General features: G+C 68.6%; 18 protein-coding genes. 8 read left to right on the top strand and 10 right to left on the bottom strand.

Going from position 1 to position 19,711, the window contains the following annotated elements; all coding sequences use genetic code 11:
* Nucleotides 1-482: 482 nt before the first annotated feature.
* The 5 genes from OG876_RS33730 to OG876_RS33710 are packed head-to-tail and all read right to left on the bottom strand — an operon-like array spanning nucleotide 483 to nucleotide 5,829.
* Nucleotides 483-872, bottom strand: coding sequence for a hotdog domain-containing protein (locus OG876_RS33730; protein WP_328520731.1), 390 nt, complete (start codon nucleotides 870-872; stop codon nucleotides 483-485).
* Nucleotides 873-1,631, bottom strand: a complete 759-nt coding sequence (locus tag OG876_RS33725; protein WP_328520730.1) for an OAM dimerization domain-containing protein — start codon at nucleotides 1,629-1,631, stop codon at nucleotides 873-875.
* Nucleotides 1,628-3,196, bottom strand: coding sequence for a lysine 5,6-aminomutase subunit alpha (locus tag OG876_RS33720; RefSeq protein ID WP_328520729.1), 1,569 nt, complete (start codon nucleotides 3,194-3,196; stop codon nucleotides 1,628-1,630). The genes OG876_RS33725 and OG876_RS33720 overlap by 4 nt, the downstream gene beginning before the upstream one ends.
* The gene (locus tag OG876_RS33715; protein ID WP_328520728.1) at nucleotides 3,193-4,782 is read right to left on the bottom strand and encodes an amidohydrolase; all 1,590 of its coding nucleotides are present in this window, start codon (nucleotides 4,780-4,782) and stop codon (nucleotides 3,193-3,195) included. Before OG876_RS33715 ends, OG876_RS33720 begins: the two co-directional genes overlap by 4 nt.
* A gap of 3 nt (nucleotides 4,783-4,785) precedes the next feature.
* Entirely contained in the window at nucleotides 4,786-5,829 is a 1,044-nt protein-coding gene (locus OG876_RS33710) for an L-erythro-3,5-diaminohexanoate dehydrogenase (protein WP_328520727.1), read from the bottom strand.
* A 145-nt stretch (nucleotides 5,830-5,974) separates the two neighbouring features.
* Here OG876_RS33710 and OG876_RS33705 point away from each other — a divergent pair, with 145 nt between their 5' ends.
* Together OG876_RS33705 and OG876_RS33700 are read left to right on the top strand one after the other, a co-directional pair.
* On the top strand, nucleotides 5,975-7,462 hold the full coding sequence (locus OG876_RS33705) for a KamA family radical SAM protein (protein ID WP_442914046.1): 1,488 nt from the start codon (nucleotides 5,975-5,977) through the stop codon (nucleotides 7,460-7,462).
* Between the two features lie 158 nt (nucleotides 7,463-7,620).
* Nucleotides 7,621-9,270: a hypothetical protein gene (locus tag OG876_RS33700; protein ID WP_328520726.1), complete on the top strand. Its 1,650-nt coding sequence runs from the start codon at nucleotides 7,621-7,623 to the stop codon at nucleotides 9,268-9,270.
* Here OG876_RS33700 and OG876_RS33695 read toward each other — a convergent pair.
* Nucleotides 9,264-9,938 carry an HAD family hydrolase gene (locus tag OG876_RS33695; RefSeq protein WP_328520725.1) on the bottom strand — a complete coding sequence of 225 codons (675 nt, stop codon included), beginning with the start codon at nucleotides 9,936-9,938 and terminating at the stop codon, nucleotides 9,264-9,266. The two genes, OG876_RS33700 and OG876_RS33695, sit on opposite strands and share 7 nt — an antisense overlap.
* Nucleotides 9,939-10,741: 803 nt before the next feature.
* Nucleotides 10,742-11,182: an Lrp/AsnC family transcriptional regulator gene (locus OG876_RS33690; RefSeq protein ID WP_328520724.1), complete on the bottom strand. Its 441-nt coding sequence runs from the start codon at nucleotides 11,180-11,182 to the stop codon at nucleotides 10,742-10,744.
* A gap of 71 nt (nucleotides 11,183-11,253) precedes the next feature.
* On the opposite strand from OG876_RS33690, the gene OG876_RS33685 reads away from it, so the two are divergent.
* The 6 genes from OG876_RS33685 (at nucleotide 11,254) to OG876_RS33660 (ending at nucleotide 15,163) form a co-directional block, all read left to right on the top strand.
* Entirely contained in the window at nucleotides 11,254-12,174 is a 921-nt protein-coding gene (locus OG876_RS33685) for a 5'-3' exonuclease (protein ID WP_442914199.1), read from the top strand.
* The gene (locus OG876_RS33680) at nucleotides 12,171-13,373 is read left to right on the top strand and encodes a M20 metallopeptidase family protein (protein WP_328520722.1); all 1,203 of its coding nucleotides are present in this window, start codon (nucleotides 12,171-12,173) and stop codon (nucleotides 13,371-13,373) included. The genes OG876_RS33685 and OG876_RS33680 overlap by 4 nt, the downstream gene beginning before the upstream one ends.
* Nucleotides 13,374-13,421: 48 nt before the next feature.
* Nucleotides 13,422-13,958: an alpha/beta fold hydrolase gene (locus OG876_RS33675; protein ID WP_328520721.1), complete on the top strand. Its 537-nt coding sequence runs from the start codon at nucleotides 13,422-13,424 to the stop codon at nucleotides 13,956-13,958.
* Complete coding sequence (locus tag OG876_RS33670) at nucleotides 13,856-14,236, top strand: alpha/beta fold hydrolase (RefSeq protein WP_328520720.1); 381 nt, start codon at nucleotides 13,856-13,858, stop codon at nucleotides 14,234-14,236. The genes OG876_RS33675 and OG876_RS33670 overlap by 103 nt, the downstream gene beginning before the upstream one ends.
* Before the next feature lie 142 nt (nucleotides 14,237-14,378).
* On the top strand, nucleotides 14,379-14,708 hold the full coding sequence (locus OG876_RS33665) for a hypothetical protein (protein WP_328520719.1): 330 nt from the start codon (nucleotides 14,379-14,381) through the stop codon (nucleotides 14,706-14,708).
* Entirely contained in the window at nucleotides 14,705-15,163 is a 459-nt protein-coding gene (locus tag OG876_RS33660; protein ID WP_328520718.1) for a hypothetical protein, read from the top strand. The genes OG876_RS33665 and OG876_RS33660 overlap by 4 nt, the downstream gene beginning before the upstream one ends.
* Nucleotides 15,164-15,205: 42 nt before the next feature.
* Here OG876_RS33660 and OG876_RS33655 read toward each other — a convergent pair whose 3' ends face one another.
* The 3 genes from OG876_RS33655 to OG876_RS33645 are packed head-to-tail and all read right to left on the bottom strand — an operon-like array spanning nucleotide 15,206 to nucleotide 19,682.
* Complete coding sequence (locus tag OG876_RS33655) at nucleotides 15,206-17,281, bottom strand: ABC transporter ATP-binding protein (RefSeq protein ID WP_328520717.1); 2,076 nt, start codon at nucleotides 17,279-17,281, stop codon at nucleotides 15,206-15,208.
* Nucleotides 17,278-19,011, bottom strand: a complete 1,734-nt coding sequence (locus tag OG876_RS33650) for an ABC transporter ATP-binding protein (RefSeq protein WP_328520716.1) — start codon at nucleotides 19,009-19,011, stop codon at nucleotides 17,278-17,280. Before OG876_RS33650 ends, OG876_RS33655 begins: the two co-directional genes overlap by 4 nt.
* Nucleotides 19,011-19,682, bottom strand: coding sequence for a TetR/AcrR family transcriptional regulator (locus OG876_RS33645; protein ID WP_328520715.1), 672 nt, complete (start codon nucleotides 19,680-19,682; stop codon nucleotides 19,011-19,013). The genes OG876_RS33650 and OG876_RS33645 overlap by 1 nt, the downstream gene beginning before the upstream one ends.
* Nucleotides 19,683-19,711 lie beyond the last annotated feature (29 nt).

The following is a 19,711-nucleotide window of genomic DNA, read 5'->3' as shown; positions in this document are numbered from 1 at the left end:
TGTATCCGGTCGGTAGCCATTCGGCACCGAACGCGGAAAGTGATGGGGTGACGACGCTCCGGAAGAGGACGAGGCTCAGATAAGAGGAAAGAGGCTCGGCGCTCCTTCGGACCAACCGGCGATCCACTGGCTGCGAACCGAACGGCTGTTGTCTACTGGGCGCCGAACCTCTTCCACCTCTGCCCCGCGGGGGGCTCACCACCAGCGATCTCAGCCCCCGTCGACTCAAGCCTGGCACTGGCCTGGTCAGCGTCGCGGGATCATCCGGTGGCCGAACTTCGTGTGACCGTGGATCGAACGGGATATGACGACTCCCAAAACGATGCTCGCTGACGGCGACGGTGTCAACCTCTCCAGCGGCTCCTTGAGGCCGTTGTAACAAGATCGCCCGCACTGCAAAGGAAAACGAGATTCCCTCACCCAAGTCACGTTACAGAGCCGTCTCGGCACTCCACGTAATCGTTACCCAGGGCAACTAACCGTCACCCAACCGGTACGACGACCGTCCCTTGTGCGCGCGTGATCACAAGCGGCTCGGCCAGGACCTCGGCCGCCGACTCGGACTGATCCGGCCGCCCGCGGCAGACGACGTACGCGCTGAACTCGAGGTCGCGACTGCGGTTGCCGACCCGGGTGATCGTTGCCTGGACCTCCACAACGTCACCCGCCCGCAGCGGCTGCAGGAACTGCACATCCGAGTACGACGCGAACAACCCCTCGTCGCCGTCGGCCTGGATGCAGACCTCGGTCGCCACATCGCCGAACAGCGCGAGGACGTAGGCACCGTCGACCAGGTTCCCGGCGTAGTGCGCGTGGCTGTACGGCACGTACCGCCGATGCGTCGCGGTCAGCCCGATAGTTGCCTTTGACACCTATGCGCTCCTCTTGCTCGGGGCATGTTTGCGTTTGGTCACCAGCGCGTCGACCAGATAGCTGGCCACCTCGCCAGGTGTTGTGCCACGGCCGAACACCCGGTCCACCCCGAGCTCACCGGCCATCTGCTCGGTAAAACGGGGGCCGCCGGCAACTAACACCGGACGGGTGTCCTCGGAGTACGCCTCCCGGAAGGCGGCCGACATCTCCTTGGTGTTCAGGACGTGCGCCTCCCGCTGGGTGACCACCTGCGACACCAGGATCGCGTCCGCCTTCTCCGCCTTGGCCCGGCGGACCAGTTCGGGTACGGCGACCTGGGCGCCGAGGTTCACCACCTTCAGCTCGCGGTAGTACTCCAGGCCCTTCTCCCCCGCGAACCCCTTGATGTTCATGATCGCGTCGATGCCGACCGTGTGCGCGTCGGTGCCGATGCAGGCGCCGACCACGGTGAGCCGGCGGCGCAGCCCCTTGCGGATCGCCAGGTTCGCGTCCTTCGGCGACAGCAGCGGGTAGTCCCGCTCGATCACCTCGACCTTGGAGGTGTCGACCAGGTGGTTGACCGGCCCGTAGACCACGAAGAACGTGAAGTCCGGACCCATCGCCTTAGAGTGCACGACCAGCGCCGGATCCATACCCATCTTGTTGGCCAGCTGGACCGCGGCACCCTCGGCGCGCTTGTCGTGCGGGACCGGCAGGGTGAACGACAGCTGCACCATGCCGTCCCCGGTGGTGTCGCCGTACGGCCGGATGATGCTCACTGGCCCTCCTCGAGCAACTCGATCGCGGGGTTGTAGTACTCGGAGGATCGGCGCGCGACCCCGTCCAGGCCACGGCCGGCGTCCTGCGGGCGCTTCATCAGGCCGAACGTGCCGTCGCCGATCGCGTTCAGCAGGCCGTCGTCGACGATCCGGTCCAGCAGGTCGACCGACTCGGCCAGCACCTGCCGGGCCCGGTTGGCGATGAAGCCGTCGGGCGCCGGATGGAAGTCCTCGTGCAGGTTGCCCGCGGCCCCCAACACGTACCGGACGTTCTGCAGCGCCAGGTCGCGGTCAGAGATCCACGGAGTCACGACCGCCTCGGTCATCATGCCGACCAGCAGGATGCCCTGGCCTGTCATCGCGCCGGCCAGGTTGAAGAACCCATCGAGCAGGAAGCCGCGGAACACGTCGCCGGTCATGTGCCGGGTCGGCGGCATCCACTTCAGCGGCGCGTCCGGGAACAGCTGGCGGGCCAGCATCGCGTGCGCCAGCTCGAGCCGGAACGAGTCCGGCAGGTCTGGGTTGATCTCGAACGCGTGCCCGAGCCCGAGCTGCCAGTCCTCCAGACCCGCCTCCTTGGCGAAGTACTCGTTGAGCAGCTGCGACACCGTCACCGTGTGCGCGGCCTCGACCGCATCCGCGGTGGTCAGGTAGTTGTCCTCGCCGGTGTTGATGATGATCCCGGCCCGGGCGTGGATCTGCCGGCTGAACCGCTGGTCGACGAAGGTCCGGATCGGGTTGATGTCGCGGAACAGGATCCCGTACATGGAATCGTTCAGCATCATGTCGAGCCGCTGCAGCCCGGCCAGCGTCGCGATCTCCGGCATGCAGAGCCCGGAGGCGTAGTTGGTCAGCCGGATGTAGCGGCCGAGCTCGCGCGACGACTCGTCCAGCGCGGCCCGCATCAGCCGGAAGTTCTCCTGCGTCGCGTAGGTGCCGGCAAAGCCCTCCCGGGTCGCGCCCTCGGGCACGTAGTCCAGCAGCGACTGCCCGGTCGAGCGGATGACGGCGATGATGTCGGCGCCCGCGCGCGCCGCCGCCTGGGCCTGCGGGATGTCCTCGTAGATGTCGCCGGTGGCAACGATCAGGTAGATCCACGGCCGCTGCTCCGGGTCACCGTGCCGCTTGATCAGCCGGTCCCGCTCCCGTCGCCGACCGTCGATTCGCTTCATCCCGGCGGTCGCGGCCTTCCGGGCCGCCGCCCGAGCGCGGACGGCGTCCCGTCCGTCCGGCAGCCGGAACGTCACGGACCCCGACGCAGCCTTCTGCGCCAGGACGCCGAGGTCTTCCGCCTCACCACGCACCAGCGCGTCCCACACCGGCAGGGCGAGGCCGTGCTCCAGCCCGATGTCGGCACGGACGGTGTCCGCGAGCCGGTTCACCCAGGGAATGCCCTCGGTGTCCGCGCCGGTCAGCCCGGCCAATCGCAGTACCGCTCGCTCGACCGACACCGTGGTGTGCTGCCGGGCCAGGTTGACGATCGGGCGCCCGGCCTTACGGGCCAGGCTGCGCGCCTTCCGCACGGTGACCGGGTCGAGGTCGAGCTTCTTCTTGGCGCGCGTCATTGCGACCATCCTTCGGCGTCGTACACGATGCGGCCGCCGACAGCGGTCCGCAGACAAGTGGGCAGCGGCGTGCCCTCGCTCAGGTCCGGCAGCACCGGCACTCCCGCGCGCGGATCCGTCGACCAAGCCGCGACGCGTTGGTCCGGCGTCTGGACGACGAGGTCCGCGTCGCTCCGCCAGATCACGTACGTCGCCGCCGTACCGGGTGCGAGTACGCCGGCGTCGTCGATGCCGGCCGCTCGCCAGCCACCGCGGGTGTGCGCCTGGAACGCGGCTCGCACCGTGATCCGCTCGGACTTCTCGTGATGGAAGGCGGCCGCTCGGACCGCCTCCCAACCACCGAGCGCGGTGACCGGCGAGTCCGAGCCGAACGCGAGTACGACGCCTGCCCGGGCGAGCGACCCGAAGGGGTTCATGCCCTGCCACCGGTCGCCGACGCGCTCGGCGTACATGTCGTCCGGGCCGCCCCACAGGGCGTCGAACATCGGCTGGACGCTGGCGACGACGCCGCACCGGGCGAGCGTCGCGATTGTTGCCTCGTCGACCATCTCGACATGTTCCAGCCGGTGCCGTGCGGCGACGAGCGCCTGGACGCCGACCTTCTCGGCCGCGAGCTCGAAGCCGCGGGCGATGTTGTCGAGCGCCTGGTCGCCGATGCAGTGGAAGCCGGCTTGGACGTTCCGCTCCGTGCAGGCAATCACGTGCTCGGCGATCTGCTCGGGGGTCAGATAGGCGTGACCGCGGTGGTCCGCGCGGTCGGCGTACGCCTCCCGCAGGGCCGCCGTCCGCGAGCCGAGCGCGCCGTCGGCGTTGAGATCGCCGGCAAGACCGGCCAGGTCATACGTCGCGATGTGCTCGAAGACGCCGGGCTCACCCCAGTACAGAGTCGCTGCCAACCCGAGTCGATCGGCCACCTCCCGCACGATCGGCAGTTCCCGCAGCGGGCCGATGTGCGGCGCCGCCATCTCGTGGAACGCGCCGATCCCCTTCGATGCCATCGCCTTCAGAGCGGCCTCGATGTCCGTACGGCGCTGGTCCGGCCCGATCAGTTCGCTCAGCGCGTCCCGGACGGCGTGATGCGCGTCGCGCTCCACCCGACCGCTCGCGTCGTAGCCATCGCCTTGGGCAGCCGGAACCAGCGCGGACGAGATCACACCGGAGTGACCGTCGATCCGGGACAGGTACACGCGGCGGCCGTCTGCGGCGCGGTCGAGCTCCGCCGCGGTCGGGGGCCGACCCTCCGGCCATTTCGTCTCGTCCCAACCGGCGCCGTCGATCACCGCACCCGCCGGCAGGCTCCGCGCGAACGCCGCGAGACGGTCGAGCGCCTCGGCCAACGACGTCGTACCGGCGAGGTCGAGGCCGGTCAGCAGCGCGCCGGACTGCGCGGTGTGGACGTGGGCGTCGACGAAGGCCGGCGTGACCAGCTTGCCCTCGAGGTCGATCACCTCGTCGGCGCCGTCGGCGTACGAACCCGCGCCGGTGTCGTCACCGAGCCAGGTGACCACGCCGTCGTCGAAGGCGATCGCGGTGGCATGCGGGTCGGCGGGTGAGTAGACGGAACCGTTCGTCAGAAGTGTGCGCACGAACTAATCCTCCGCCAGCCTGCTCTCGAACAGTCCGCGGACACCCGGCTCGGCCCGCAACAGCTCCAGCGCGTAGTCCGCGTGGCCCGGCACGTACCCGTTGCCGACCAGCATCGTCACGTCGGCGGCAAGGCCTTCCGCACCGAGGGCCGCGGCCGAGAACGACGTGGCCATCGAGAAGAAGATCACTGTGCCACCCGCGGCCGTCGACAGCACAGCGCCGTGCTCGCAACCCGGTACGTCGACACAGACAACGGTGATGTCCGACGGTCCCCCGGCGTCCTCCACCGCCTTCGCCAGCGCCACCGGATCCCGGGCATCGGCGAGCGTGACGACGTCCGCGATCCCGGCGTCGATGAGCCGGTTCTGCTCCTGCTGGACAGGCACGATCCCGATCGTGCGCGCGGCTCCGGCGGCGCGAGCGGCGGCCAGTGACAGCGAGCCCGATTTCCCTGCGCCGCCAATTACTGACACGACAGGCTTTGTGCCTTTGTCGACATACTGGCGGACCACGCGAGCGGTCAGCGCGGGTGCGCCACAGACGTCCATCACGGCCAGGGACAGCTCGGGCTTCAGGTCGTCAGGCAGCTTGGCGACGATCGACCGGGCGAACAGGATTGCGTGACCCTGCGCCGGGACCTGCTCGCCCTTGCCGTCCCAGTCGGCGAGCTCATCGGTGATCTGCAGCGGCGTCAGCGTGAGCGAGACGAGCGTGGCGACGCGATCACCCTTCTGCACACCGAGGGGCGACTCGGGACCGACCTCGTCGACCACTCCGACGAGCATGCCGCCGGAGCCGGTGACCGGGTTCTGCATCTTGCCGCGGGTCGCGACGATCTCGAGCACCGCGCGGCGGATCGCCGTACCGTCGCCGCCGTGCGCCTCGGCAAGCTGGCGATAGGACGCCGCGTCCAGGTTCAGCCGCTCGACCGCGATCCGGACCTCGTCCGGCCAGATCTCCGGACGGGCGTCCAACTGCTCCGCCGCCTGCGGCAGGACGCCGGCGGGCGAGAGTACACGGTGCAGTCCCACAGGGCTGGACGACACGGGCTCCTCCTCGGTTGCGATCGGGCAAAATACTACTGAAAGGGTAGTCTGGCGAGAATTCTTGCGGCGTACTGTTGGATCTGAGGGAAGTTCTATCGCTATCCTCACATGAGACCGCACCACCCCTGAAGCCCCCGGAGGACTCGTGACTGACCTGATCAGCCCCGCTGAGCTGCTTGAGGGTGGCGCCGTACCGGAGCCCCGCGACGATCTCGCCGGCCAGCCGTACGCATACCAACGAGCCGAGCTGGTGGAGCCTGATTGGACCCGGATCCCCGGCTGGAAGGACGTCACCGCCGAGGAGTGGCGGTCCGTGCAGTGGCAGCGGTCGCACTGTGTGAAGAATGTCAAGCAGTTGCGTGACGTGATGGGCGACCTGCTTGAGGAGCGGTTGTACGAGGACCTCGCCCGGGACCAGGCCGAGCGAGCCACGATGTCGATGCTGCTCCCTCCGCAGATGCTCAACACCATCGTGCCGAACGGCGCCCCGGACTACACCGAGGCGTTCTACGCGGACCCCGTCCGCCGCTACATGCTGCCGGTCTTCTCCGACCGGCGGAGTGACTGGCCGTCGCACCCGCATGCGACGCGCGACTCGCTGCACGAGCACGAGATGTGGGCCACGGAGGGGTTGACCCACCGCTACCCGACCAAGGTCCTCGCGGAGATCCTGCCGACGTGCCCGCAGTACTGCGGTCACTGCACGCGGATGGACCTGGTCGGGAACTCGACGCCGGTGATCGAGAAGCTCAAGTTCGTCGCGAAGCCGCAGACCCGGCTCGACGACATGCTCGACTACCTGCGCCGTACGCCGGGAGTCCGGGACGTGGTCGTGTCCGGCGGCGACGTGGCGAACATGCCGTGGCCGCGGCTCGAGTCGTTCCTGACCAGCCTGCTGGAGATCGAGAACATCCGCGACATCCGGCTGGCCACCAAAGCCCTGATGGGGATGCCGCAGCACTGGTTGTCGGACGACGTCCGCGCCGGCGTCGAGCGCGTTGCTCAGCTCGGTCGGCAGCGCGGCGTGATGATCGCGATGCACACTCACGTCAACGCCGCCCAGTCGGTGACGCCATTGGTGGCCGAGGCAACGAAGGCGATGTTCGAGGCCGGTCTCCGCGACGTCCGCAACCAGGGCGTGTTGATGCGTGGCGTGAACGACTCGGTCCCGGAGTTGCTCGACCTGTGCTTCGCGCTGCTCGATGGCGCGACGATCACGCCGTACTACTTCTACATGTGCGACATGATCCCGTTCTCCGAGCACTGGCGGGTGTCCGTGAAGGACGCGCAGCACCTGCAGCACGGCATCCTCGGGTACCTCCCCGGCTTCGCGACTCCGCGCATCGTCTGCGACGTCCCGTACGTCGGCAAACGGTGGGTGCACCAGTTGTCGGAGTACGACGAGGTCCGCGGCATCTCGTACTGGAAGAAGAACTACCGCACCGGCATCGAGCACCAGGACCCGGAAGCGCTGAACCGCACCTACGAGTACTACGACCCGATCGACACCCTCCCGGCCGAGGGCCAGGACTGGTGGCGCCAGCACGCCGGCACCTCGCTGGCCGAAGCCGAGAAGCGCGCCGCCGCCTCCCGCAACGCCGCCGAGGCCCAGAAGCTCCTCGAGATCAACTAACCACAATCAGCCTTCGGTGCCACCAATGCAGGGGGTGGCACCGAAGGCGTTCGGCATTCCGTGACCCGCACCCCTGACGGTGCCCTGGGCAACCGCTAGCATCTGGCGTCGTCCATCGTGCGGCATGTCTGGGGCATGCCGCGAGCTCGGGAGTCCGTGTGCGGGTCGTCCGCTCTGTTGTTGGTGTCCTGCTTGCCCTCATCGGTCTACTCGTCGGCCTGGCCGGCGCCGCCGCGGCGTTCTGGCTGATCGGCCCGGATGACACGGTGAAGTCGGGTGATCAGCACCTGACCAGCAAGGGGCTCGCGATCGCCAGCTCACCGGAACTGCTGGATCGCCACGGCCCGGTGCTGCACGTCGAAGCGCACTCCACCAACGGCAAGCCGGTGTTCGTCGGCGTGGCCCGGGACTTCGACGTCGCGAGCTACCTCAAGGGCTTCGCGCACACCTCACTGGTCCAGGTGCAGTACCCGATCGCCCTCACCACCCAGGAGCAGAAGGGTGCCGCAGGCCCGCTCGCGGCACCGGACACCCTCGACTGGTGGGTCGCCAAGGCGAACGGCGCCGGCACCCAGTCGATCGCCTGGCCGATCACCGACGGTCCGTACGACGTGGTGGTGATGACCGCGGACGGGAAGACCGCGCCCGACGTCCAGGTCAATCTCGGCATCGAGATCCCGCACGCGTTCCTCGCCGCCCTCGGTGTGCTGCTGGCCGGACTGGTCTTGCTTGCCGTCGGCATCCTCCTGATCCTGGTCCGCCGCCGGCGTCCCAGTGCTCCCCAGCAAGTCTTCACGGCACCCGGCGTGCCAGCGCAACAGCAGCAGCCGATGCGCCGCGTCGCGGCGGTCGGCGTGGTGGTCGCGCTGGTGAGTAGCTGCTCGGCGATCCCGGAGCGCGACACCGTCGCGAGTCTCACTCGTCCGGCGATCAGCAACGAGACCGCCGCGGCCGTCGTCAAGCACTACAAAGAGGTCAACAACACCGCCAACCATGGCCGCGACGACAAGCTCATCGCGACCATCGAGGGCGGGACCGTGGTCCGGGAGAGCCAGGCCGGCTACGCGATCAGCCGGACGCTGGACAAGGCCGGCAAGGACCTGATCAAGCCGTTCACCTACACCAAGCCCGTGGTCGGGGCGCCGGAGTACGGCACGTACCCGATGCACTTCGTCGTGTCCGCGGGCATCTCCGACACCAAGGCCTACCGCTACCTCGGCGTCTGGGAACGCGCCACCGCGGGCAGTCCGTGGATGTTGACCTTCGCCGCCGCTCTCCCGGCCGCGGCCAAGGTCCCGGACATCACCGGACTGCGGACGGTCACGAACGCCGGCGCCAAGCGGCTGGCGGCCGCCCCACAAGCGGCCGCGGCCGCGCTGGCCGAGTACCTGACGGCCGGCGCGAAGTCTCCGCGCGCGGCGTCGTTCGCGCCGAACGCCAATGTCACGAAGGTCCTCGCGAGTGCAGCCGACTGGCGGTCGACGGCGGCGAAGCAGCCGAAGATCTACCAGAACGTGACCGAAGACTTCAGCATCGACACCCCACCGACCGCGTTCGTCACCAAGTCCGGAGCGGCGCTCGTCTTCGCGACCGTCACCGAGGACTTCAAGCTCGAGAACGGCGCGGGCTACAGCTTCAACTGGTCCAGCGGTGACCCGCTCGGCTTCAGCCCCGCCACGGTCAAGTACCAAGGCGGCCTCACCAGGACCACCCTGCACGACGCCGTCCTCCTGGTCCCGGCGAAGGGGGCGGGCAAGATCACCGTCCTCTCCTTCGAGTCCCAGCTCATCGACGCCGGCGGCTACTGACCGGCCAGGTGAATCATCGCGGGGAGTTCGGCGAACGACGAGATCGCCGGGCCGGTCCAGGTCGGGTCGCTGTCCGCGTGCTCCGTCGTACGGATCGCGTACATGCCGAGTGCGGCGGCCGCCTGTAGCTCGTTGTCTCGTCCGTCACCGACGTACACACACGAGGCCGGCGGCACGTCGAGCGCGGTGCAGGCAGCGAGGTAGATCGCCGGATCCGGCTTGGCCGCGCCGACCTGGGTCGAAAAGGCCGTGGCGTCGAAGTACGGCGGCAGCGGGCTCGCCGGCCACTGGAGCTCGGTGTGGGCGGTGATGTTGCTGACCAGGCCGATCCGCCATCCGGCCGATCTCAGCTCGGCCAGGGTGGCGAGCGTGCCGGCCGGTACCGCGTCCACCAGGCGGCGGGAGAGGCCTTGACGGACGGTCGTTGCCTGGTGCACCTGTTCGTCCGTCGGGTCGCCGCCGGCGCGCCGGGTGATCACGCGGATCGTGTTCGGCAGGTCGCCGTACGCGCCGGTGAACCGCTCCCGCGAGGTCGCGTCGAACTCGCGAGCAAAGGCGACCGGGTCGACACCCAGCACGTGCGCCATCTGCTCGTGGACCACATCACGCTCGACCTCACCACCAGGAACCAGAGTGCTGAAGAGATCACTCAGAAGGGCTCTGCGCACCCCCCGACCCTATCCCGGCCGTACTCACGCTCTCCTAAACATCACTGCCACCTACTGTCCGGAAACCGGCCTCGGCCCAGAGGTCGTACAGCAGGATTGGGATCGGCGTGCGCGGGCCTTCTGGCGCGCGCCGCAGCGGGTCAGCGTCGCGGTCGCTGCTGCGCCACCCGTTCACCCGCTCCTCGCTAACCGACCTCGTCCCGTGCGTGCAGTGTGCGACCTGGCGCAGGACGAAACGCGTCGCCGCAGGCAGTTTCCTTCGCGCGCCCACCCAGCGTCCTTCGCACGCCATCAGGTGTCCCTGTGCCGTCTTCGGACTGTGCGCTTAAGGCACCTGTCACACCTCATGCGGCGCTCTCTCCGATCACGCAGCCCGTGTCAGCGGTCCGCGAACCGCCGGCGAAGCCGGCCAGAAGAACTGCCGCCGCCGAAGGCGGTGTCCTTCGCACGCCCACCCAGCGTCCTTCGCGCGCCACCCGTTGTCCGTGCGCCATCTTCGGACTGTGCGCTTAAGACACCTGTCACACCTCATCCGGCGCTCTCTCCGATCACGCAGCCCGTGTCAGCGGTCCGCGAACCGCCGGCGAAGCCGGCCAGAAGGACTGCCGCCGCCGAAGGCGGTGTCCTTCGCACGCCCACCCAGCGTCCTTCGCACGCCACCCGGTGTCCGTGCGCCGTCTTCGGGATGTCCGCCTGTCACACCACATCCGGCGCTCTCGCCGACCACGTCGGCCCGTGTCAGCGGTCCGCGAACCGCCGGCGAAGTCGGCCATAAGAACTGCCGCCGCGAAGGCGGTGTCGTTTCAGAGGGCCGGGGGGCGGCGTTCGTATGGCGTGCTCAGGACGATCGTGGTGGTGGTGGATACGTTGGCTCGGGCTCGGATGATGGCGAGGAGGTTCTCGAGGGCGCCTGGAGAGGCGACGCGGACGACGAGGATGTAGCTGGAGTCGCCGGCGACCGAGTAGCAGGACTCGATCTCGCGGACGTCGCGGAGGCGCTCCGGCGAGTCGTCCGGCTGGGACGGGTCGATCGGGCGGATCGAGATCAGCGCGGTCAGCGGCAGGTCGAGCGCGGTGTGGTCGATGGTTGCCGAGTATCCCTGGATGATGCCGCGCTGCTCGAGCCGCTTCACCCGCTGATGCACCGCCGACGTGGACAGGCCGGTCGCCTTGCCCAGGTCGGTGAAACTCATCCTGCCGTCGGACGCGAGCAGCCCGACGATCTTGCGGTCCAGGTCCTCCATCCTGGAGACCCTACTGCCGCGACGCCCCGGCATGAAAGCATCGCCCCATGGCTGAGACAGGACAGCGGCTGATGCTGCTCGACACCGCGTCGCTCTACTTCCGCGCGTTCTTCGGCGTGCCGGACACGATGAAGGCCCCCGACGGTACGCCGACCAACGCGATCCGCGGGCTGCTCGACTTCATCGCCCGCCTGGCCGAGAACCACCGGCCGACCCACCTGGTCGCCTGCTGGGACGACAACTGGCGTCCGTCCTGGCGCATCGCGCTGATCCCGTCGTACAAGGCGCAGCGGGTCGAGTTCGTGACGCCGAAGGGTGAGCAGGTCGAGGACGTGCCGGACCGGCTCGAGGTCCAGGTGCCGTACATCCGCGCCACCCTCGAGGCGCTCGGCATCGCGATCGTCGGCGCGCCCGACCACGAGGCCGACGACGTGATCGGCACGCTGTCGCACCAGGCGACGATGCCGGTGGATGTCGTCACCGGCGACCGCGACCTGTTCCAGCTGATCGACGACAGCCGTGGCATCCGGGTCGTCTACACCGCCGCCCGCGGCGTCGGCCGAGCCGAGGTGTACGACGAGAAGGCGCTGCTGGCGAAGTACGACGTCCCCGCCAGCCGGTACGCCGACTTCGCCACGCTCCGTGGTGACGCGTCCGACGGCCTGCCCGGGGTGAAGGGCATCGGCGAGAAGACCGCTGCCTCACTCGTCACGGCGTACGGCGATCTGGACGCGATCCGGGCCGCTGCGGCCGACGCGAGTACGCCGATGTCGGCGTCGGTGAAGCGGAAGATCCTGGAGGCGAGCGACTACCTCGACGTCGCCCCGAAGGTGGTCGCGGTCGCCAAGGACGCGCCCGTCGGCTCGTTCGACGCGAAGATCCCACACGAGGTCAAGGACCCTGAGCGCTGGCTCGATCTGGTCGAGCTGCTCGAGCTCGGCAGCAGCGCCCAGCGCGTGATGTCCGCGCTGAAGCTGGGACCGAAGGCATGAGCACGACTCTGGACCTGGCCAAGCAGTTCGGCGACGAGATCATCACCCTCCGGCATGCGCTGCACCAGGTGCCTGAGTTCGACCTCGAGCTGCCCAAGACCCAGCAGCTCGTCCTCGAGGCGCTGGCGGGTCTGCCGCTGGAGATCACTCTCGGCAAGGAGCTGTCCTCGGTGACCGCCGTACTGCGCGGCGGTCGCGGCCCGGGTCCCGTCGTACTGCTGCGTGGCGACATGGACGCGCTTCCGGTAACCGAGCGGACCGACGTCCCGTTCATCTCCCAGCACCCCGGGATGATGCATGCCTGCGGCCACGATCTGCACGTCGCCGGGCTGGTCGGCGCGGCGAAGGTGCTGTCGGCGCTGCAGGCCGAGTTGCCCGGTGACGTCGTCTTCATGTTCCAGCCGGGCGAGGAGACCAGCGGCGGTGCGCCGATCATGATCCGCGAGGGCGTGCTCGACGCCGCCGGGCGCCGGGCGGACGCGGCCTACGGTCTGCACGTCGGGTCCGCCGGTCAGCCGCTGGGGATGTGGAGCAGCAAGCCCGGCTCCTTCATGGCCGCGGCCGACCAGTTGCACGTGCGCGTCGTCGGCGCCGGTACGCACGGCTCGACGCCGTACCGCGGCAAGGACCCGATCCCGGTGGCCTGCGAGATGGTGACCGCGTTGCAGACGATGATCACCCGGCAGTTCGACGTGTTCGACCCGGTCGTGCTCACCGTCGGGCGGATCGCGGGTGGCACGAAGGAGAACATCATCCCTGACGACGCGGTGTTCGACGCGACCGTGCGGACGTTCTCGGAGGCGACTCGGACCAAGGTCCAGCGGACGTCGACGCAGCTGGTCGAGGCGATGGCGGCCGCTCACGGGCTGATCGCGGAGGTGGACTACCAGATCGGCTACCCCGTCACGGTGAACAACGCCGCGGAGTACAGCTTCGCGCGGGACACGATCGTCGACCTCTTCGGCGCCGACCGGTTCCGCGAACGCGCCAATCCGCGCTGCGGCGCCGAGGACATGTCCTACGTCCTGAACGAGGTCCCCGGGGTCTACCTCAACCTGAGCGCCTGCCGATCCGCCGACCCCGACGCGGCCGCGGACAACCACTCCCCGCTGGCCGACTTCGACGACTCCATCCTCCCCGACGCCGCGGCGCTGTTGGCCGAACTCGCCGTACGGCGGCTCGCTCGCGGCCTCGAATAGGGAGAAATCCTGATTCGCTGACCGTCGAGGCGCCAAGAGACTACCGGCATGTCTCATCACGCGAAGGACTTCGTCGACATTCCCGGTGGCTACCTCTACTACGAGCAGCGGGGACACGGTCGTGATGTCGTGCTGCTCAACGGGGGTATGGCCGATCTGCGGATGTGGGACGCGACCGTCGAGTGGCTTGCCGAGCGGGCCCGGGTGACGACGTGGGACTACCGCGACACGGGCCTCTCGGCACCGGCGTACGGGCCGTACGACGAGATCGGCGACCTGGCCGCGGTGCTCGATGCCGCCGGCGTCTCCCGGGCCGTCCTGATCGGCTCGTCCGAGGGCGGCCGGCGGGCGCTGGGCTTCGCGCACCGGTACCCGGAGCGGGTGACGCGCGTGGGTGCCGTCGCCGCGTCCTTCGGTGAGTTCCCCGATCCGACGCCCGAGGAATCCGCCGCCCGCGAGGTGATGCGGAACCACTTCGCCGAGTGCGAGAAGGTCCTCGCGCGACCGACGGAATCCCGGCCGTCTCCGCACTCGACGTCGACGCGTGGTGTCCCGCCGCACCCGCAAACGACCGGCGCCGTCTGATCGGTCTGCAGATCGCCAACTCCCGAGTCCGCACCATGGACGTCTACCACGGTCTCGAGCTCGACCCGCCCGTCAAGACCCGCTTCGCCGAGCTCGAGACCCCGATCTCCGTCCTCATCGGCGAACGCGACTTCCAAGGTTCCCAACTCTGGGCCCGCCGCCTCGCCACCCAGGCTCCGAACGCCGACCTCACGGTGATCCCGGCCGCCGATCACATGCCGATGTTCTCCACACCCGAGGAGTTCCAGCAGTTCGTCACGCGCTCCCTGGCGTTGTGACACGGTCCCGGCGAAGGTGCGAGACCGGTCAGCGCGCTCCCCGTCATCCTGACAGCACGGCCACCGGACGACCGGCGGACGGCCCGGTCGTTGTGCCATCATCTGGCGGGTGAATGCGGCCGGGCGACAAACGAAGACGCCGTTGCGGTGGCTCAATCGCGGCGGCCAACTGGTGCTGTTCTTGGTCCTGGGGCTGGCCACGGCGATCGCGAGCGATCTCGTCGCCGAGAAGGTCGGCCCCGTGACCCCCACGTGGGTCGGCATCGTCGTGATCATCGTCGGACCGCTCGCCTCGATTGTCATCAACATCCGGCAGCGGCTGCGGTTCAGGAGAGACGAGCGCACAGACCCGCCACACGTCTGGGCCGTCGCTGACCGGGCCTGGTCCGAACAGTTGACCGACCGCGAAGTACTGCCGATCGAACCGGTACATCGCCGGCGCGGCCTCGGGATCGCGCGGGACGGCCGATGAGCCGGCTGTCCAGGAAGGCGGCCGGGCGGGGACGCACCGCGCCGCCCCCCGCGCCCAGGCCTGCTGCCCCGACCGATGATCGGGAGCTGTGGAAGAACCTGATGCGATGGGAGGCGGATGCCAGTGATGCAGCCACCCGCGTCGTTCGCCACAACGCCAGGGAGCTCCGGGACGAGGCCGAGCGGATCGCCGTACGCGCCAAGGCGAGCTCGGTCAGCCCGGAGTACGTGCGACAGGCGAGCGACCGGCTCTACCTGCATTCACCGTCCGCGAGCGCCGACGTCCAGATGGCGGTGGGCGGCATGATTCTCGGCATCGCAGGCGGGTTCGGTGCTGCCCTGCTCATCACTCCGGTCCACATCGCGCTGTGGGTAGGCGTCCTGGCCGTCATGCTCGGCGTTCTGGGCACCGCGTTGTTCTCGATCGGCTGCACCTTGAAGATGCGCAACAGATAGTCGTCGGACGGGGACGCCCGAGTGGGCGTCCCCTTCCGTCGGTCAGCGGCGGGCGGCGGGGACTGGGGTTGGGATGGCTGCGGCTTCTTCGTCGATGTCTACTACGGCGCCGCTGAACTGGGCGTTGTAGAGGCGGGCGTAGGCACCGTCGACTGCGAGCAGCTCCTGGTGGGTGCCCTGCTCGACGATCGAGCCGTCCTCCATCACGAGGATCAGGTCCGCGTCGCGGATCGTGGACAGGCGGTGGGCGATCACGAAGCTGGTCCGGTCGGACCGCAGCGCGGCCATCGCCCGCTGGACCAGGACCTCGGTGCGGGTGTCGACCGAGCTCGTGGCCTCGTCCAGGATCAACAGTTGCGGGTCGGCCAGGAAGGCACGAGCGATGGTGAGGAGCTGCTTCTCACCGGCGCTGACGTTGCTGCCCTCCTCGTCGATCACCGTGTCGTACCCGTCGGGCAGGCTGTGCACGAACCGGTCGACGTACGTCGCCTTGGCCGCGGCCAGCATGTCGTCCTCGGTGGCCTCCAGGTTGCCGTAGAGGATGTTGTCCCGGATGGTCCCGCCGAACAGCCAGGTGTCCTGCAGCACCATGCCGATCCGCGAGCGCAGGTCGTGCCGGGTCAGCTCGGTGATGTCCACGCCGTCGAGCGTGATGCGGCCGCCGTTCAGCTCGTAGAACCGCATGATCAGGTTGACCAGGGTGGTCTTGCCGGCTCCGGTCGGGCCGACGATCGCGACCGTCTGGCCGGGCTCCGCGACCAGGCTCAGGTCGGTGATCAGCGGCTTCTCCGGGTCGTACGAGAACGACACGTGCTCGAACTCGACCCGCCCGCGCGCATCGGTGACCTTCTCCGGTGTCGCGTCGTCCGGAATCTGCTCCTTGGCGTCCAGCACCTCGAAGACCCGCTCGGCCGAGGCGACTCCGGACTGCAGCAGGTTGGCCATCGAGGCCACCTGCGTCAGTGGCTGCGTGAACTGCCGCGAGTACTGGATGAAGGCCTGGACGTCGCCCAGCGACATCGTGCCGGAGGCGACCCGCAGACCGCCGAGGACCGCGATGATCACGTAGTTGACGTTCCCGATGAACATCATCAGCGGCATGATCAGCCCGGAGATGAACTGGGCGCCGAACGCGGCCTGGTACAGCTCCTCGTTCTTCTGCGCGAAACTCGCCTCGATCTCCTTCTGCCGGCCGAAGACCTTCACCAGCTCGTGCCCGGTGAACGCCTCCTCGATCTGGCCGTTCAGGGCGCCGGTATGACGCCACTGCGCAACGAACCGCACCTGCGAGCGCTTGGCGATCGCCGCCGTCAGGACCATCGAGATCGGGATCGTGATGAGCGCGATCAGCGCCAGCACCGGCGAGATCACGATCATCATCGTCACCACGCCGATCACCGTGAGCACGGACGTGAGCAACTGGCTCAGTGTCTGCTGCAAGCTGGTCGAGATGTTGTCGATGTCGTTGGTTACCCGGCTGAGCAGCTCACCGCGCGGCGCGCCGTCGAAGTAGCTCAGCGGCAGCCGGTTCAGCTTGGCCTCGACTTCGGACCGCAGGTCCAGGATCGTCCGCTGGACGACGCCGTTCAGGATGTAGCCCTGCATCCAGGACAGGAAGAACGCGCCGACGTACAGCGCCAGGACGCCCAGCAGGACGTTGCGCAGGGCATCGAAGTCGATGCCGACGCCCGGGATCAGGTCGATCCCGCCCAGCAGGTCCGCGAGCCGTCCGTTGCCGGCCGCCCGGGTCTGCTCGATCACCTGCTGCTTGCTCATGCCGCTCGGGAACTGCTTGCCGATCGCGCCGGAGAAGATGATGTCGGTCGCGCGGCCGAGGATCTTCGGCCCGAGCACCGACAGCGTGACGCTGCTGACGGCGAGCACGATCACCGTACTCACCTGCAGCATGCGCGGCCGCAGCCGGCCGAGCAGCCGCTTCGCCGACGGCAGGAAGTTCAGGGACTTGTCGCCCGGGATCCCACCGGGCGGCCCGAACGCGCGGCCGGTGGTCGGCCGCTCGGTCGCCTTCACGGTCTTCGGCGTACCGCCGGCCTCGCCGTTCACCGACGGAGCCTGGCCGTTGGGCGAGGCGGGCGGAGTCTGGTTCTCCCCGCTCATGCCGCCTCCTCCGCGGATTGCTGGGACTCGACGATCTCGAGGTACGTCGGACAGGTCTCGAGCAACTCGTCATGCGTACCGCTGCCGACGATCGCGCCGTCCTCGATGACCAGGATCTGGTCGGCGTCGATGATCGTGGACACCCGCTGCGCGACGACCACCACACAGGCGTCCGCCGTGACCGGCCGCAGCGCCGCCCGTAGCCGGGCGTCGGTGGACAGGTCGAGCGCGGAGAGCGAGTCGTCGAACAGGTAGATCTCCGGTTTGCGGACCAGCGCCCGGGCGATCGCGAGCCGCTGCCGCTGACCGCCGGACACGTTCGTCCCGCCCTGCGCGATCGGTGCGTCCAGCCCCTCGGCCATCGCCTCGACAAAGTCCTTGCCCTGGGCAATCTCCAGGGCCTGCCAGAGCTCCTCGTCGGTCGCGTCCGGGTTGCCGTAACGAAGGTTGCTGGCGACCGTCCCGGAGAACAGGTACGGCCGCTGTGGAACGAGGCCGATCCGCTCCCAGAGCGCCTCCGGCTCGATGTCGCGTACGTCGATCCCGTCCACGAGCACCCGCCCGCCGGTCGCGTCGAACAAGCGCGGCACCAGCGACAGCAGCGTGGTCTTGCCCGCGCCGGTGCTGCCGATGATCGCGGTCGTCTGACCCGGTGACGCGACGAAGCTGATGTCGCGCAAGACCGGCTCCGCCGCCCCCGGGTACTGGAACGAGGCGTCCTCGAAGACCAGCTGTCCACGCCCGGTGAAGGTCGTGATCGGGGTGACCGGCGGCTTGACCGAGGAATCGGTGTCCAGCACCTCGGTGATCCGGTCCGCGCAGACCGAGGCCCGCGGCACCATGATCATCACGAACACGCCCATCATCACCGAGAACAGGATCTGGATCAGGTAGCTCAGGAACGCGGTCAGCGCGCCGACCTGCATCGTCCCGCTCTCCACCCGGGAGGCGCCGAACCACAGCACGGCGATGCTCGACATGTTCAGGATCAGCATCACCACCGGGAAGACCAGCGCCATCAGCCGGCCGGCCCGGATGGCCGTGTCGGTCAGGTTCGCGTTCGCAACACCGAAGCGCTCGACCTCGTGCGGCTCCCGGACGAAGGCCCGGACCACCCGGATGCCGGTGATCTGCTCGCGCAGCACCCGGTTCACCCCGTCGATGTTCTTCTGCATCTTCCGGAACTGCGGAACCATCCGGCTGGCGATGAACCCGACCGATATCGCCAGCAACGGTACGGCGACCGCCACCAGCCAGGACAGCCCGATGTCCTGGCGGACCGCCATGAAGATGCCGCCGATCATGGTGATCGGCGCCGCGACCAGCATCGTGCAGCCCATCACCACCAGCATCTGGATCTGGGTGACGTCGTTCGTGCTGCGCGAGATCAGCGTCGGCGCGCCGAACTGGTTCACCTCGCGGGCGGAGAACTCGCCGACCCGGTGGAAGACCGCGGCACGGACGTCGCGTCCGAACAACGCTGCCGTCTTGGCGCCGAAGTACACCGCGATGATCGTGCAGATGATCTGCAGCAGGCTGACCGCGAGCATCCAGCCGCCGATGCGCATGATGTAGGCGGTGTCACCCTTCGACACGCCGTTGTCGATGATGTCGGCGTTCAGGGTGGGTAGGTAGAGGGAGGCGATCGTCGCGATCAGCTGCAGGACAACCACCAGGGACAGGTTTCCCGCGTACGGACGCAGGCGCGTACGCAAGATGCGAAGTAACATCAATCTTCCCCAGAGTCGTGATGGCGGCCACCGTCGAGCGCGAACTCGCCGATGTCCTCGGTGGCCAGTGGCTGACCTGATGTGTGCTTGCGAAGGCCGTCGAACGCGAAGTCGACGATCTCCTCGGCGGTCAGCACGACGCCGCCGGAAATCATTGGGTGGGTGGCCGAGAAGGTGATCAGGCCGATCCGCCGGACCACCTCTTCGGGTGAGTAGCGCAACTGGTCCTGGTCCGGCCGGAGCAGATCGGCGAACGCGGCGTTGGCCAGGTCGGACTGCCGCTTGCGACGGGCCTCGTCCATCGGCGTGGTGTGCTTCCACTCCGGCGGCCGGCGCATGCGGAGCGCGAACATCAGCTTGAACACCCCGCGCAGCCGCTTCTGGCCGATGTCGACCGCGGCGATGGTCCGCTCCCGCAGCGGCAGCGAGCGGTCCACCCGCTCGAGCGCCCGGATCAGGTCGGTGGTGTCGAACGCGGTCGCCATCGCCGTCTCGACGAGCGCGTCCTTACTGCCGAAGGCCCGGAAGATGGTGCCCTCGGCGATCCCGGCCGCCTCGGCGATCTGCTTGGTGCTGACGTCCGGGCCGAACTCCTCGAGCAGCGGCAGCGCGGCCTCGATGATGGCGGCGCGCCGTTCCTCGGGTGGTAGTGGAGTCGCTCGTGGTGTCACGGGTTCGAGGGTAACTGAGTGAGTACTCA

This window comes from Kribbella sp. NBC_00359 (assembly GCF_036097425.1).
In the GTDB taxonomy this organism is placed as follows: domain Bacteria; phylum Actinomycetota; class Actinomycetes; order Propionibacteriales; family Kribbellaceae; genus Kribbella.
Note: the sequence above shows the minus strand (reverse complement) of the source record. Positions and strands in the feature narration are given on the sequence as shown.